At 62.8% G+C, this 15,305-nt stretch carries 13 protein-coding genes; 11 read left to right on the top strand and 2 right to left on the bottom strand.

Annotated elements, in window-relative coordinates:
• Nucleotides 1-116: 116 nt before the first annotated feature.
• Nucleotides 117-947, top strand: a complete 831-nt coding sequence (locus RH858_RS04975; protein ID WP_303650974.1) for a bacteriorhodopsin — start codon at nt 117-119, stop codon at nt 945-947.
• An 84-nt stretch (nt 948-1,031) separates the two neighbouring features.
• Here the strand turns inward: RH858_RS04975 and RH858_RS04970 are convergent, their stop codons facing one another.
• The gene (locus RH858_RS04970) at nt 1,032-1,208 is read right to left on the bottom strand and encodes a hypothetical protein (protein WP_259535937.1); all 177 of its coding nucleotides are present in this window, start codon (nt 1,206-1,208) and stop codon (nt 1,032-1,034) included.
• A gap of 124 nt (nt 1,209-1,332) precedes the next feature.
• On the opposite strand from RH858_RS04970, the gene RH858_RS04965 reads away from it, so the two are divergent.
• From RH858_RS04965 to RH858_RS04945, 5 genes are all read left to right on the top strand, one after another.
• Nucleotides 1,333-3,324 (top strand): bacterio-opsin activator domain-containing protein, encoded by a 1,992-nt coding sequence (locus RH858_RS04965; RefSeq protein WP_259535939.1) that lies wholly within the window; start codon nt 1,333-1,335, stop codon nt 3,322-3,324.
• Nucleotides 3,325-3,527: 203 nt separating this feature from the next.
• The gene (locus tag RH858_RS04960) at nt 3,528-4,310 is read left to right on the top strand and encodes a lycopene cyclase domain-containing protein (RefSeq protein WP_310561265.1); all 783 of its coding nucleotides are present in this window, start codon (nt 3,528-3,530) and stop codon (nt 4,308-4,310) included.
• Nucleotides 4,311-4,363: 53 nt separating this feature from the next.
• Nucleotides 4,364-5,425, top strand: a complete 1,062-nt coding sequence (locus tag RH858_RS04955) for a Brp/Blh family beta-carotene 15,15'-dioxygenase (protein ID WP_259535944.1) — start codon at nt 4,364-4,366, stop codon at nt 5,423-5,425.
• A 7-nt stretch (nt 5,426-5,432) separates the two neighbouring features.
• The gene (locus RH858_RS04950; RefSeq protein WP_259535946.1) at nt 5,433-6,368 is read left to right on the top strand and encodes an NAD(P)H-binding protein; all 936 of its coding nucleotides are present in this window, start codon (nt 5,433-5,435) and stop codon (nt 6,366-6,368) included.
• A gap of 64 nt (nt 6,369-6,432) precedes the next feature.
• The gene (locus RH858_RS04945) at nt 6,433-7,143 is read left to right on the top strand and encodes a hypothetical protein (RefSeq protein WP_259536396.1); all 711 of its coding nucleotides are present in this window, start codon (nt 6,433-6,435) and stop codon (nt 7,141-7,143) included.
• A gap of 4 nt (nt 7,144-7,147) precedes the next feature.
• Here RH858_RS04945 and extH read toward each other — a convergent pair whose 3' ends face one another.
• Nucleotides 7,148-9,529, bottom strand: a complete 2,382-nt coding sequence (extH, locus tag RH858_RS04940; protein ID WP_259535948.1) for a selenite/tellurite reduction operon rhodanese-like protein ExtH — start codon at nt 9,527-9,529, stop codon at nt 7,148-7,150.
• 285 nt (nt 9,530-9,814) lie between these two features.
• Between extH and RH858_RS04935 the strand changes: the two genes are divergently transcribed.
• From RH858_RS04935 to RH858_RS04915, 5 genes are all read left to right on the top strand, one after another.
• Nucleotides 9,815-12,181, top strand: a complete 2,367-nt coding sequence (locus tag RH858_RS04935; RefSeq protein ID WP_310561264.1) for a molybdopterin-dependent oxidoreductase — start codon at nt 9,815-9,817, stop codon at nt 12,179-12,181.
• 2 nt (nt 12,182-12,183) lie between these two features.
• Entirely contained in the window at nt 12,184-12,816 is a 633-nt protein-coding gene (locus RH858_RS04930) for a 4Fe-4S dicluster domain-containing protein (protein ID WP_259535952.1), read from the top strand.
• Nucleotides 12,817-12,852: 36 nt separating this feature from the next.
• Nucleotides 12,853-13,446, top strand: a complete 594-nt coding sequence (locus RH858_RS04925) for a molecular chaperone TorD family protein (protein WP_259535954.1) — start codon at nt 12,853-12,855, stop codon at nt 13,444-13,446.
• Nucleotides 13,447-13,450: 4 nt separating this feature from the next.
• A complete protein-coding gene (locus RH858_RS04920) occupies nt 13,451-13,825 on the top strand; it encodes a helix-turn-helix domain-containing protein (protein WP_259535956.1) in 375 nt (124 codons plus the stop codon).
• Nucleotides 13,826-14,277: 452 nt separating this feature from the next.
• Nucleotides 14,278-15,300: a 4Fe-4S dicluster domain-containing protein gene (locus tag RH858_RS04915; RefSeq protein ID WP_310561263.1), complete on the top strand. Its 1,023-nt coding sequence runs from the start codon at nt 14,278-14,280 to the stop codon at nt 15,298-15,300.
• Nucleotides 15,301-15,305: the final 5 nt, after the last annotated feature.

Raw genomic sequence — 15,305 nt, 5'->3', positions numbered from 1 at the left:
ATCAGTTTTACTCCGGCAGGTAGCGTGTATCAGTATGGAGTATGACAGAATTACTGACAGCAGTACTGGCCGCCATCGCAGGGGGCGTACCGATCGACGCGCTGGTTGCAGTCGACGTGACACAGGGGCAGATGTACGAACACCTGCAGGAGGCGACGCTGTTGAATGCGTCGCTGTGGGTCAACATCGCGCTCGCGGGCCTTTCGATCCTGCTGTTCGTCTATATGGGGCGCAACATCGAGAACCCGCGGGCGCAACTGATCTGGGTTGCAACCCTGATGGTTCCGCTGGTGTCGATTTCGAGTTACACCGGGCTCGCGTCCGGGCTCACGATGGGCGTCCTCGAGATGCCGGCCGGACACGCGCTGCACGGTGGCGAACTCGTCCTCGCCGACGGGACGACGATACAGGACGGTGCGATCAGCATGTGGGGTCGGTATCTCACGTGGGCGCTGTCGACGCCGTTTATCCTGCTCGCGTTGGGGCTGCTCGCGAACACGAACTTCACGAAGCTGTTCACCGCGATCGTGGCCGACGTCTCGATCATGATCACGGGGCTGGCCGCGGCGCTTACCACTTCCAGCTACGCGATGCGGTGGTTCTGGTACTTCATCAGCGTCACGTTCTTCCTCGTGGTCGTGTACATCCTCCTGGTCGAGTGGCCGGAGGACGCACAGGCGGCGGGAACCGCGGAGATATTCAACCTGTTGAAGGTGCTTACGGTCGTGCTGTGGTTCGGCTACACGATCTGGTGGGCCGTCGGTAACGAGGGCCTCGCACTGATCGAGAGCGTCGCTGTCACCTCGTGGGGGTACAGCATCTTCGACATCATCGCGAAGTACGTCTTCGCGTTCCTGCTTTTGAACTGGATCGCGAGCAACGAGGGGATTATTGCCGAGCAGTCCTCGTCGGCCGAAGGCAGTGCAGCCGCGCCCGCTGACGACTGAACAGCCCAACTCGACCGTCGAGGTCGGCAGTTTCCGCGGTCGCTGTCGAAACGCGTCGGCCGCCGCGATTTTTCCGGAGACAGGTCAGGTGCCCCGGAGCAGGTGATCGATCACCACCACGACCAGGACGATCCCCGGGACGATTCCTGCAGTCAGCACGCCGAGTACGAACAGTGTCGCAAACAACAGAATAGCCGAGAGAAACTGGACGGGGAGCGTCTGCTTTCGATACCAGCTGAAGAACCGTTCGAGTATCGACACGTTAGACAGAACGTGTTGCTGACACATCTTTCTGTCGTCGCCTGGCTCTCGGTTTCGTCGACGCCTATTGGATGTTCCTCTCGGCTACCCGAACGCTTACTTTCGGTAGTGGTGAAGGGTAACTGTGCCAACCAAACGCGTGCTTCTCGCCTCGGTCGGCGAGCCAGCAAGCGAGACGGCTGCATTCCTCCGGGACCGAAACCGGTCAGTGACGACCGTCGAAAGCGCCACGATAGCGCTACGGGAGCTCGCGGCAACCCATTACGACTGCGTCGTCACGGCGAACCGGCTCTCCGGGGACGACGGGCTGCAACTTCTGGAGGCTATCGAGGAATTCGACCCTCTGCTCCCGGTTATCGTCTACGCCGACGACGACGCCGTCGGGACGGAGGCGCTGGACCGTGGTGCCGAACGGTTCGTCTCTCGCAGCGAAACAGGAGCACTCGACCGCCTCGATACGGGAATCACCGAAGTGACGGAATCGTCGCCGCACGCGCCGGCGAAACAGGACGTCTCAAAACAGGGGCCCTCCACCGACGAAATCGTCCACGCGATCGACGAAGCGCCGATCGGGATTACCCTCGCGGATCCGTCGCTACCCGACGAACCGCTCGTGTACGTAAACGAGGCGTTCGAACGGGTGACCGGCTATCCGACCGACTACGTCAGGGGACGGAACTGCCGATTCCTGCAGGGACCGGACACCGATCCCGCCACAGTCGCGGAGATGCGCCAGGCAATCGAACGTGAAGAACCCGTCACGGTCGTGGTCCGCAATTACCGGAAGGACGGCTCCCCGTTCTGGAACGAAGTGACGATCGCACCGATCTACGACGACGACGGCGAACTGGTCCACTACGTCGGCTTTCAAAGCGACGTCAGCGAACGGGAACGAGCCAAACGAACGGCCGAAAAGCGAGCCGAAGCGTTGCGAGAGGAGCGCATCGCACTCGAGCGGGTGCTGGAGCGTGTCAACGGCGTTCTCAGCGACGTGGGACGGGCGCTCGTCGAGGAAAACGACCGAGGGGCGATCGAGCGACGGATCTGTGAGACCGTCGTCTCCGCCCGCGGATACGGCGCAGCGTGGATCGCCGGGACGAACGCTCCGGACACGAGAATCCAGCTTCACGAAAGCGCTGGCTTGCTATCGGACGCCGACGTCGACTGGGCCGTCGACGAGCTCCCGGACGCAGTAGGGCGCGCCATCGAATCCGGACGCGTCGAAGGTTCGAGCCTCGAACCGAGAAGCGTTGCCGAGGTCGGGCTGAACCCGGTCGGCTGTCGGCGGATCGTCGTCGTGCCGCTCGTGTACGGCCAAACCACCTACGGGCTGTTGGCCGTCTACTCGGAGGACGCCGACTCGCTGGACCGTCGGGAGGAAGTGCTCTTCGAGTCGATCGGTCGGATGGTCGCCAGCGGCCTCAACGCGATCGAGACCACGCGGATCCTCACTGTCGATCGAGTGACAGAACTGGTTTTCGAGATCAGGGACCCGTCGTTTCCGCTGTCGGCAGTGGCGGACATGCTCGACGATCCCGTCGAGTACGTCGGGCTGACAGAGGGCGTTTCCGCGGACGAGTATCACCTGTATCTCACCGTGGCCGGCAGCGGTGGTATCGATCCGGAGGTACTCACCGACCTACCGTTCGTCGAGGACGTCCGCAAGATTGCCGACAGGGGGGAAGAATACGCGTTCGCGATCGTGCTCGAGGGGACGACACCGTTCGTCGAACTCGCCGACTACGGGGCAACCGTTCAGTCGATATCGGCGGACCGGAACTCGGCGAAACTCGTGGTTCACTCGCCGCCGGAACACGATCACGACGCCCTTTTGAAATTCCTCGAGTCGGAGTACGAGTCCGTCGAACTTCGGTCGAAACGCGACCGGGAGCGACGCGATCGGACGGCCCACGAGTTCGTCTCGGACGTGGAGTCGACGCTGTCGGAGCGCCAGTACACTGCGCTCAAGACGGCCCATCTCAACGGCTACTTCGAGTGGCCGCGACCGGTCGACGGGACGGAGCTCGCGGATTCGATGAACATCTCGAGACAGACGTTCCATCAGCATCTCCGGCTGGCACAACGGAAGCTCGTTGGGGCCTTCTTCGAGGAATGAACGGCGGCCGGTATAGCGGAAGAGTGGAATGCGTTCCGGAAGCCAGACAGGTTAGGATTGATCTCTTTGCTCGGAACGATCGTACGTAATTGCATGAGAGCGTTCTTGGCAGCCGTTTCACATGCGACCCGTGTCGGGAGGCGACCCGAGCTCCGGCTCGCCGGAACGGTCCGGAACCACTCGAACACGTCCGACGGTGAGAAATGACACCACCGTTGAGCTATCTCGAGTTCCACGCGCTGTTCATTTTACCGCCGATCTTCCTTCTGGGATGGCTGGCCCATCGTCGATCGGGCGCCTGGTGGGGTCGGCGGCCCCTTTCTGGGCTCGGGATCATCCTGGTTTTGGCGGTGGTGTACACGACGCCATGGGACAATCTCCTCATCGACGTCGGAGTGTGGTGGTACGGGGACGGGGTCGTGGTCGCGACGATCTGGCACGCGCCCGTCGGGGAGTACCTGTTTTTCGTGCTCCAGCCTATCCTGACTGCGTTTTTCCTGTTTCTCTTCCCGACGAGCCATGACCTGTCGCTTCGGATCCCCGCCTCCCATCGATTTCTCGGTGCGGTCGGCGGACTCGGACTCGGAGCGGTGGGATGGTTCCTGCTCGGCTCGTCGTCGACGTTCTACATGGGTGCGATACTGCTGTGGGCGGGTCCGATCCTCGCGATCCAGTGGGCGTTCGGTCTCACCTACCTCTGGCGGGTCCGACGTCGGGTGGCGCTCGCGATCCTGGTTCCGTCGGTGTACCTCTGGATCGTAGACCGGATCGCGATCGGGATGGGGATCTGGGTCATTTCCGAGGAGTACACAACCGGGTACACACTGTTCGGCCTGCCGATCGAGGAGGCGACGTTTTTCCTCGTGACGAACATCTTTGTCGTTCAAGGAATCGTACTGTACATGTGGCTCCTGGATCGTGCAAGCGACGTTCCAGCCCTCGCAGGGGCGCTCGAACGGACACCCGTCGCCTTCGATGCTCGGTGAGAGAGTGGATGACCAGTGAGAGAGTGGCTGACCAGTGAGAGAGTCGATGTCCGATGACAGAGCCGACGACCAGTGAGAGAGCCGTCGCGGCCCGCATCGCGCTCGCGGGCGGGATCCTGACGGTTTCTCTGGGAGTCGCGCTGCGGGGATTCGGGGGGACGATTCCACTCGCGTATCAGTACGTTCCACTCGTCGTCAGCGCGATCGTGCTGGGGGTTCCCCACGGGGCAGTCGATCACCTCGTGTTGCCCCGCGCCCGGGATGTGCCGGTCACCCGTCGCTCGCTCGCGTTCGTCGGCGGGGTGTACCTCCTGATCGGCGGAAGCTACGCAGCGATCTGGGTTCTGGCTCCAGCGGTCGCGTTCGTTCTGTTCATCGTCGTCACACTGCTACACTGGGGACAGGGCGACGTGTACGCCCTCGTCGAGTTGACGGGTGCGTCGCACCTGTCGACCCGAACGATCCGGGCCTCGACGGCGCTCGTCCGGGGCGGACTGCCGATGCTGGTTCCACTCGTCGCGTTTCCGGAGCAGTACAGGTTCGTCGCGGCGACGGTGATCGGTTCGTTCGATCCCGGCGCAGTCGGGGCGCTGGATGCGGTGTTCACACTCGAGGCGCGTCTCGTGGTAGGCCTCGGTTTCGGCCTTGTGACCGCCGCGACGCTCGGTATCGGCTACCGACGAGCGGTTCGGACGAACGCCGTTCGCCCGTGGCTGACCGACGCCGGGGAGACGCTTTCGCTGATCGCGTACTTCGGGCTGGTGCCCCCGATACTCGCGATCGGACTGTACTTCCCGTTGTGGCACTCGCTTCGTCACATCCTGCGGACGATGCTCGTCGACGACGTGGCGGCTGCTGCGCTTTCGACCCGATCGACCGGGATGGCGTTTCTGCGGTTCACGCGGGATGCGGCCCCGCTCACGGCGGCAGCGTTGGTGATTCTCGGTGCCGTTTGGGTCGCCGTCCCCGAGACGCCGACCACCATGCCCGACGCAGTCGGCGTGTATCTCGTCTTCATTGCGGTGTTGACACTCCCCCACGTCGTCGTGGTTTCGTTTCTGGACAGGGAGCTGGACCTCTGGTCGCCACAGCGCCTAAGCCGTTCGGAAACCTGATACCCGTATGAAGGTTCTCGTCACCGGTGCGACCGGGTTCGTCGGCGGTCGTCTCGTCCCCGCGCTTTTGGCCGCCGACCACGACGTGTCGGTACTGGTCAGAGACCGGGACAGCTACGATGCGCCGGATGGGGTCACCGTCTTCCAGGGTGACGTACTCCAGCAGGGGAGTTTCGAGCCGGCGCTCGCAGACGTGGACGCCGCGTACTACTTGATCCACGGGATGGGCGCCGGCGGCGGGTTCGAGGAACGCGACCGACAGGCAGCGGAAAACTTCGCACGGGGCGCCTCCGCCGCGGGAATTGCGCGGGTGGTCTACCTCAGCGGACTTGGCGTGGACGCTGACGACCTCTCGGCACATCTCCGGTCCCGCCGCGAGGTAGAGCGGGTGCTTGCCGAGGGGGAGTACGAACTGACGGTGCTCCGTGCGGCGATCATCGTCGGCGACGGCAGCGCGAGCTTCCGGATGGTCCGACAGCTCGCCTCCCGGCTCCCGGTGATGATCACGCCGCGGTGGGTCTCGACCCGCGTGCAGCCGATCGCGATATCGGACGTGATCGAGTATCTCGTCGGCATACTCGACGTACCGGAAACGGCCGGCGACACGTTCGAGATCGGCGGTCCCGAGGTTCTCACGTACCGCGAGATGCTGATCGAGACGGGGAAACTCCTCTCCGGGCGGGAACCGTTCGTCCTGCCGGTGCCGTTTCTCACCCCACGACTCTCCGCGTACTGGGTGGACCTTGTGACCGACGTCCCCGCGAGCGTCGCCTACCCCCTCATCGACGGGATGACGACGGACGTGGTCGTGACCGACGATCGGATCCGGTCGCTCGTCCCGATCGAACTCACCCCCTACGAAACTGCCGTGCGGCGGGCTCTCGAGGAGGCGGAAGACGCGAGAATTGTCGAGAGTGCTCGACCGGTGCAGCGCGATCAATGATCCGATGGAACTGGGGGAACCGGGGGAACCGGAGGAACCGGGAGAACCGGGGGAATCGGGCGAGATGAACGATCCGAACTACGGGGAGACCTGGGTCTACGAGAGCATCGTGGGGACGATACCGGGCGTACGCGTCTCCGACCGGACCGCGATCGCCATCCAGCTCGTCGGCTTCGAAGCTGCCGTGTTAGTGATTGCCGCCGTTTACGGGCTGTGGGGCGCTGTCCTCCCGGGAACCATCGCCGTCGCCGTCGCAGGCGTCGGCAGCTGGCTGATGCTTCGGTTCAGCCGGGCGGTCCGAAACCTTGACGCCCCCGAGCCGTATCGGCGACTCCTTTTCGGTTCGAGCATCGAGATGGCGTTGAGCGTGTTCGCCTTCGTCTTGCTCGTGACCTACCTGTTCGTCGTCGATCCACGGGGAACGGGCCCGACGCTGGTGGAGTCACTCTTCGGGGCGGATCCGCCGGCGATCGCAGTCGCCCTCATGCTGGTGATCACGTGGGACGTGGTGTATCGGATCGGCACCTGCTGGTGGGCCACGGTGGTCGGACTGTGGCGCGCGCTCCAGTATGGATTCGACCGAGAAACAACACGGAAGTACGTCCGGATCGACGCACTGAACGTCGGATTCGCGGGTGTACAACTGTTTTTAGTGCCGTTCGTCTTCGACCATCCGGTGTTGCTGATCGGGTTCGCTGGACACCTGTTTGCGGTGTTTGGCGTCGTGTCAGTGACGATTGGGATACAGCGGCGTCGGCGGACGGCGGTCCGATGACGCCCTACAGCGCGCCAGCCGGAATGGCGGGACAGCCGCCGCCCAGACCGCCGTCGTCGCCGTCACCGTCGTCATCCTCCTGGTCGTCTTCGCCGGGGTCGTCGGGGTCGGCGGCGGTTTCACCGGCCATGTACGCCAGATCTTCCTGCTCGATCTGGTTGGCGTCCGGATCAGAGACGTCGGTCAGTTCCTCGTTGAGATCCGGATCGATGTCGAGGCTGCTGGCGCCGGTGTCGCCGTCGGTTCGTCCCTCCAGGTCGACCCGCCAGGCGTCGTTGGGAACGACATCGGCGTTGCCGTCGTAATGCTGCCACTGACGGGAGAACGACCCGTCGTAGACGGCAACGTCGTCGTACCCCAGGACGCCGTCGAGCGCGAAGAAGCTCATCGTCGCGCGGTAGCCGCTGCCACAGTAGGTGACGATCTCGTCACCGTCGGAGACACCGTCCAGATCGAAGACGTACGATTCGATCTCGTCAGCGCTCTTCCAGGGGGCGTCGCTGAAGTACTCCGCCCCTTCGTGGTAGTTGCTCGGCGGATCGACGACCGCATTGGCGAGCGTGGCATCCGGATCGGGACGGTTGTCCAGGAACGAAATCCCCGTCTCGCCGTCGTTGACAGCGTCGACCTTCTGGATCGTGTCCCCGAGCGACAACCGGAGATCGTCGTTGAGATCGTCGTTGTCCTGGACGCTGAACGTCGTGGTGGCCACGTTCGGTTCGTCCCCCTCTGCGAGACCGTACGCTTCCTCGTAGGCGGTGAACCCGCCGTTGAGAACTTTGACGCGATCGCGGGGGAAGCCCCAGTACCGCAGCGTGAAGTACGCCCGCGCCGCCCGGAGGGGTGCCGGAGCCGAGATCACGATTGTGGTCTTGTTACAGACGCCGGCACGCTGCAGGAGTTCGTCCATTGTCGCGCCGTCCGGGACGGTCGGCGAGAGCTCCGACAGCGCCTCGAACCGGGTCTGATGGACCGTCTCCCACGGCACGGCGCCGGGGACGTGCCCGTCCTCGTACTCGTCGATGCCGAAGGCCCGGAGGACGACGACGCGTTCGCGGCCGTCGGTGTTTTCGCGGTTGACCATCCCACGCGCCTGGTACTCTTTGAGCGTTTCGGGCTCGATGAGCGCATTGTCGGTTTCGGTGGGATCGGGTTCCGGGACGGCCGGTTCGTACTCGTCGCCGGCCATGTACGCTTGGTCCTCCTGTACGATCTGGTTGGCGTCCGGATCAGAGACGTCGGTGAACGCTTCGTTCAGCGACGGGATGATCTCCAGTTGGCTCTCCCCAGTGTCGCCGTCAGTCCGCCCCTCGAGGTCGGTCCGCCAGGCGTCGTTTGGCACCACGTCGGCGTCGCCGTCGTAGTGCTGCCACTGGAAGGAGAACGACCCGTCGTAGACGGCAACGTCGTCGTACCCCAGGACGCCGTCGAGCGCGAAGAAGCTCATCGTCGCGCGGTAGCCGCTGCCACAGTAGGTGACGATCTCGTCGCCGTCGGAGACGCCGTCCAGATCGAAGACGTACGATTCGATCTCGTCGGCACTCTTCCAGGGAGCGTCGCTGTGATATTCGGGGCCCTCGTGGTAATTGCTCGGCGGGTCGACGACCGCGTTAGCAATGGTGGCGCTCGGGTGGGGACGGTTGTCCAGGATCGAAATCCCGGTCTCGCCGTCGTTGACGGCGTCGACCGTCTGGATCATCTCGCCCAGAGAGACCCTCTTGTCGTCGTTCAGCCCGCCGTTATCGCGGACGCTGAACCCGGACGCGGTCACGTCCGGCTCTCCTCCGGTTTCGAGGCCGAACTCCTCGTCGTAGGCGGTGTACCCGCCGTTGAGGATTTTGATGCGCTCGCGGGGGAATCCCCAGTAGCGCAGCGTGAAGTACGCACGAGCCGCACGGAGCGGGTTCGGGCCCGACAACACGATGGTGGTGTTCTCGTCGACGCCCGTTTGTTGGAGCATCTCGTCCATCGCCTCGCCGTCCGGAACCGTCGGGGCGAGAGCTGCAAGCGCCTCCGTCCGACTCCCGTGGAGCGCCCCCCACGGCAGTGCGCCGGGGACGTGTCCGTCCTCGTAATTTTCCGTATCGAAGACGCGAAGCACCGTCACGCGCTCCTCGCCGTCGCGTGCGGCGTTGACCAGGCCCTCGTCCTGCCACGCCGCAAGCATTTCGGGCTCGATCAGCGCGGTCTGCGTCTCAGTCGGCTCCGGCGTCTCCGGTTCCTCGGTCGGTTCCTCCGCGGGTTCTTCGGTCGGTTCATCTGTCGGCGTGTCCTGGGGTTCCTCTTCCCCCGCACAGCCGGCGATCGCAGCCATGCCAGCCAGGCCTGTCGCCTTGACGAACTGTCGTCGCTTGATCGACCGATCTCGGTCAGTTCTGTCGTCCATGGGCATCCACAGCGAATTATTTCTCCATGGACTGGATGTACTGATCTCTGGATTGGGTTAGGTTTTTTAAGCTGTTCTGGGGCTTCGGTGGTGAAGTTTATTATAAAGTGCTTTTTGAACCACTCGCGTGTGAGGGCCGCAAATCGACAGACTCGGACGGGAAGGGTGGGCTACCGGGAATTCATTGGTATAGCTTCACAATATCTCGCCGTTTATAAAGGCTAAACGAATCCAGAGAACTGGTTAACCAGGGTAGTCCCGTTGTTCGAACCGTAAGGGATCCAGATGTCATCCGAAGGAACACGCGAAGCGAAAGAGCAGGGTCGGGTCAACTTGACCCGCCGCAGACTCGTGCAGATCGGCGGCGCCGGCGCAGGGGTCGCAGTGAGCGGCTGTCTCGGGTTCTTCGAGGAGACCGAGGAGGAGCCGACTCCGACCGAGGAACCGCCCGAAGAGCCCACAGAAGAACCGACCGAGGAACCGCCCGAAGAGCCCACAGAACGGCTCGCGTACGGGATCTGTGAGATCTGCCACCACCAGTGTGGCCAGGAAGTGGTGGTCCGCGACGACGGTGAACAGGCAGTAACGTACATCACCGGCGTCGACGGCAACCCACGCGGAAGCGCCGGCGAGGGAACCGAGGGAACGATCTGCCCGAAAGGACAGACCCAGATCGAGAAGGTTCACGATCCGGACCGGATCAAGCAGCCCCACATCCGCGAGAACGGTGAGCTCCGCGAGGTGAGCTGGGAGGAAGCCTTCGAGTACACGGCACAGCGTCTCCAGGAGTTCGACGCCGAGTACGGCGCGGAAACCTTCCTCAACGCAGCCAGCTTCACGACCACCCCGGTTCACAACCAGTTCTGGCGGAACCTCTACGGTACTCCCGAGCGTATCGGCCGTGGAATCCACGTCTGTGCGGGTCCGACGTTCCAGGCCGGCGGCGTAATGGGCGTCGGATCGAACAATCGGATCCCGGATTACCAGAACTCCGAGTACATCATCGCCTGGGGCCGGAACATGCTCGAGACGTTTGCCGGCCAGTTCGAGGCGAAAGGGGTCATGACGGCGTTCGAGGAGAACGACGCCACCCTCGTGACGATCGATCCACAGCACACCGAGACTGTCCAGAAGTCCGACAAGTGGCTCCAGATCGAGCCCCGGACCGACGGCGCGCTCGCGTTGGCGATGGCGAACGTCATCATCGAAGAGGACCTGTACGACGAGGAGTTCGTCGAGAACTGGACGTACGGCTTCGAGGCGTACCGCGAGGCAGTCGAGGACAAAACCCCCGAGTGGGCCGAAGAGATCACCGGTATCGACGCCGAGGACATCCGCGAGGTCGCGATCGGCTTCGCGGAGGCTGCACCGAACGCTGGAATTTCGATCTGGACCGGCACCGCCCAGTACGGCAACGCCTGGAAAGGCACCCAGAACATCACCGCCCTCAACGGGCTCGTGGGCAACATCGACAGGCCGGGCGGGCTCCGGCTCTGGCAGACCGCACCGCTCGGAAACCCCTTCGAAATTCGGGAGGTCGGGCTCCCGAACAACGCGTCCGGCAAGACGCCCGCCCTCAGAAAGCACGAAGAGTACGAGGACTACGCAGTTCGGCACACGGAAACGATCGCTCACAACCTCGTGCCCGACATGGTCGAGAACGGGCACATCAACGGGATCTACTGTCACTACGACCAACCGTTGAAGGACGGAAACGCGGAGGCGTGGATCGAGGCGCTCGAAGAGATGGATCTCGTGATCTCCGTCGACGCGTTCTGGAGCGGCGTCGCGAAACGGGCGGACATCGTCCTTCCGGAGGCGACACAGCTCGAGATGGACACGGTCGATAACGGCGGGTGGAGCGCCTACAGCAACAACAGCTGGATCATCGGTTCCAAGGCCGCAATCGAGCCCCAGTGGAACACCAAACCGGGCTTCGACATCCTCGCCGGCATCGCAGAAGAGATGGGCTGGGGCGAGTACTTCCCCTGGGACAGCGAGCGGGAGTTCATCAACGACCAGCTCTCGATCCACGATCTGACGCTGGATGAACTCGAGTCGGGCGGCGACAACTACGAACTCGTCGACGAGTATGACTACGAGCAGTGGAGAAACGGTGACGGGACGGCGTTCCGCTTCGACCTCGATCAGATCGGCGTCCTCGTCGACGCCTTCGAGGAGACCGGGATGGACACCGCTCCCGAGTGGATCCCCCCGGGAACGTACGGAGACGAAACCAGCGACGAGTATCCCCTGGAGTTCTTCGACACTCGCGCGGTGTTCTTCTCGCAAGGTGGGGACCAGCACAGCGAACAGATGTTAGAACGGTACGCACTCCGGCACAAACTCGCCGACGAAGAGTACCGCGGGAACTACCTCGTCATCAACCCGTCGGACGCGAACGAACGGGGTATCGAAACTGGCGACATGGTTCGCATCGAGTCCGCGACCGGCGAGGGCGAACTCATGGCGTACGTTTCCGAGCGCACGAAACCCGGCTTCGTCACCGCGACGTATGGCTTCGGCGAAGGGTCGGTACAGCCCGACAGGGAAGGAATGAACACGATGAAACTCCACGAAAAACAGATGGACCCGATCTCCGGACAGCCGGACAGACACATTGCTGTCGACGTGGCACCGGGGGGTGACTGACTATGGCTGAAGACTGGATATTCTACTACGACTACAACAAGTGCATCGGCTGTCACGCCTGCTCGGTGTCCTGCAAGCAGTTCCACAACGTGGAAGCGACGAAAGACGACTGGCGGAGCGTCGAACACGTCGAAAGCGGATCCGGAAACGAGTTTGAGGAGATCCCGATCTCCACCTCCTGTATGCACTGTCCGGACGCTCCCTGCGTGGACGTGTGCCCTGTCGACATCATCGAAAAGCGGGAGGAGGACGGTATCGTGGTTCACGAACGCGACGAGTGTATCTTCTGCTTCCAGTGCGGCGAGGCGTGTCCGTACGACGCCCCCACCTACCCCGAGGACGAACAGCTAATGGCGAAGTGTAACTTCTGTCTCGGCGAGGGGCCCGGAAGCGCCTACGGCCAGCCGGAGAAACAGAAGGAATCGGACGGCGGCAAGAAGCCGTCCTGCGTCGACAACTGCGTCGGCGGTGCGATCCAGGCTGGTCCCGTCGACGAAATGCTCGAACTCGCTTCCGCAGAGGCCGTCCAGCGGTACGAGGACGGTGCACAGAACCAGCGTGTGATCGTCGAACCGATGCGTAAAGGGACGACGGACGTTGATACGCTCATCGAATCCGCTGTATCGGAGGACTGACGCAGACTCATGATGGTCGTCTCACCGGGGGAACACATGCTCAGTACTGACGACCGACGATCGCTTGCGGAGCTGTACGCGCTGCTGTCGGCGTGTTTCCAGACGCCCGACGAGGAACTCGTGGAGGCAATCGAGGAAGGCGACCTCCACGAACAGCTCCTGACCCGTGCCGAACCGCTCGGAATCGACCCGGAACGCCCATCTCTCGGCGACATCGACAGCGTCGGCGACTTCCAGGAAGCGTATCTCCGGAGCTTCGAGGGGTACGAGGGGCCGTCGGCGCCCCCGGCGGAGTCGGTCTACGAACCGTGGTGGGACGATCAGGACCGCGAGATCCTCTCGGGTCCTGCCGCAGCCGACATGCGGCGCCGATTCGACGAGGTGGGCGCCGATGTGCCCGAACGATATCCTCCAGACCACGTGGCACTCCTGTTGGAGTACGGGAGTCTCCTGCTGGAAGCAGGCGAGTTGGAGGCGTACGATCAGTTCCACCGCGATCACTTCGACTGGATCCCGGAGTTTCACGCCCGAGTCGAGGAGACGTGCGACGAGCCGTTCTACCGATGGGCGACAGCGGTACTGTCGGCGACGATCGAGGCTGTAGAATCGCGCCTTCGACAGGAGCAGTAACGGAATGCAATCTTCACGGGACCGCCCGGAGTCCGACGACAGTCGAACCAGGATTACGGTGACGGTATCCGATCCTGGAGCGACCGCTGAACTGCTGAACTGTCTCCTCGAGCAGAGTGAAGGCGTCGACAGCAGTCAGATTCACATCTCGGCGACTGATCCACAGGAGGTTCAGACGGTGACGGTCGACGGCCTCACCCAAAAGCAGCGACAGGCGGTCCTGAGTGCGACAGCCCTCGGCTACTACGACGATCCTCGTTCGGCGTCGCTGGGCGACGTTGCCGCCGAACTCGACGTGTCGGATTCGGCAGCGTCGAAACGGTTGAAAACGGTCGAACGAAAGCTGGTACTGGCACTTGCAGACCAACTCTCTAGTTGAGCAACGTCGTCGATGTGCCGCGGCAGAGGTCGACCGTCGCAGAGGTCGTGTCGCTTTCGTCCGATTTCCCGATGACGAGACGCTTCGCGTCTGGAACCACTTGACACGGAGGCGGTAACACTGTACGTTTGATTGTGAAGGGAAAAATCGTCGATTATCTTTCCCTATTAGCACATTCTCTCTATTCGTGCCGATAACGACTGCTATTCGGGAGCAGTTGGCAGCTAGCTACTAGTATATATTCCTTTCTTATGGAGGAGCTACCATAATTATTCAGAATTATTTAAATTAAATAAATACTTCATATTCAATAGACATGCACTCCCCAACCCAGTTCTTATACAAAATCGCTACAGGGACTCCGAGAAACGCCTGACGACTACCTTCCGAGACGGACTGCCCCGTCGACAGGGGCGAACCAGCGATCCAACGAACCAGTCCACCGACAGATCATGAGCAAGTCAAAACCGAACGGAGAAACGGACGGAGAAGAGAGCCGTGGAACGATACGGCGCCTCGCCGCGATCGGCGGCGCCGCCGTCGGGACGGCCAGCGCGGGCTGTCTCGGGTTCTTCGAGGAGGAGGAACCCGAACCGACGCCGACGCCCGAACCGGAGGAGACGCCGACACCGACGCCCGAAGAGGAGGAAACGCCGACGCCGGAACCGCCCGAAGAGGAACCGGACGTCGAACTCGGGATGGTGATCGACCTCCAGCGGTGTTCCGGCTGTCAGGCGTGTAACATCGCCTGCAAGAACGAGAACAACGTCCAAGAGGGGTTCGCCTGGTCCGACCGGATTACGGTAACGGACGGGGAGTTCCCGGACACCAGCTACGAGTTTATTCCGACACTGTGTAACCACTGTGAAGACGCTCCCTGTATCGACGTGTGTCCCGTCGCCGGCGACGCCCTCTACAAGGGCCCCGGCGGGATCACGATGCAGAACCGCGACGAGTGTATCGGCTGCCAGCAGTGTGTCGGCGCCTGCCCGTACAACAAGATCGAATTCTCCCAGGGGGAGCAGTACGACTTCTGGCGCGGCGACGAACGCGTCATGGCGGGGACGGCGACGCCTCGGGAAGTCACCGAGCAGGTCGGCGATTACGTCCCCCCGTATCAGAACCCCTCGCGTGACTCCCTTGAGGGACACTACGCCGACCGCGCTGACGCGGACGGTGCAATGGACTCGGGGGTCGCCGAGAAGTGTGAGTTCTGTGTCTCCCGGGTCACGCAGGGCGAACTCCCCGCGTGTGTCGAGGCGTGCCCCTGCGACGCGCGGATCTTCGGCGACCTGAACGATCCGGACAGTTCGGTGAGCCATGTCCTCGAAGAACACGACGGTCGATTCGTCGACGAGTGGTACGGCGAGGACTTCGGTACCGAACCAAAGGTGCAGTACATCCGCGAGTTCGACGGCAGCGACGCCGGGGAACCGCTCGGCGTCGGAAAGGGAGAGGTTCCCGAACTCGACTGAGAGGT

The sequence above is a fragment of the Halalkaliarchaeum sp. AArc-GB genome, assembly GCF_031432225.1.
GTDB lineage: Archaea > Halobacteriota > Halobacteria > Halobacteriales > Haloferacaceae > Halalkaliarchaeum.
Note: the sequence above shows the minus strand (reverse complement) of the source record. Positions and strands in the feature narration are given on the sequence as shown.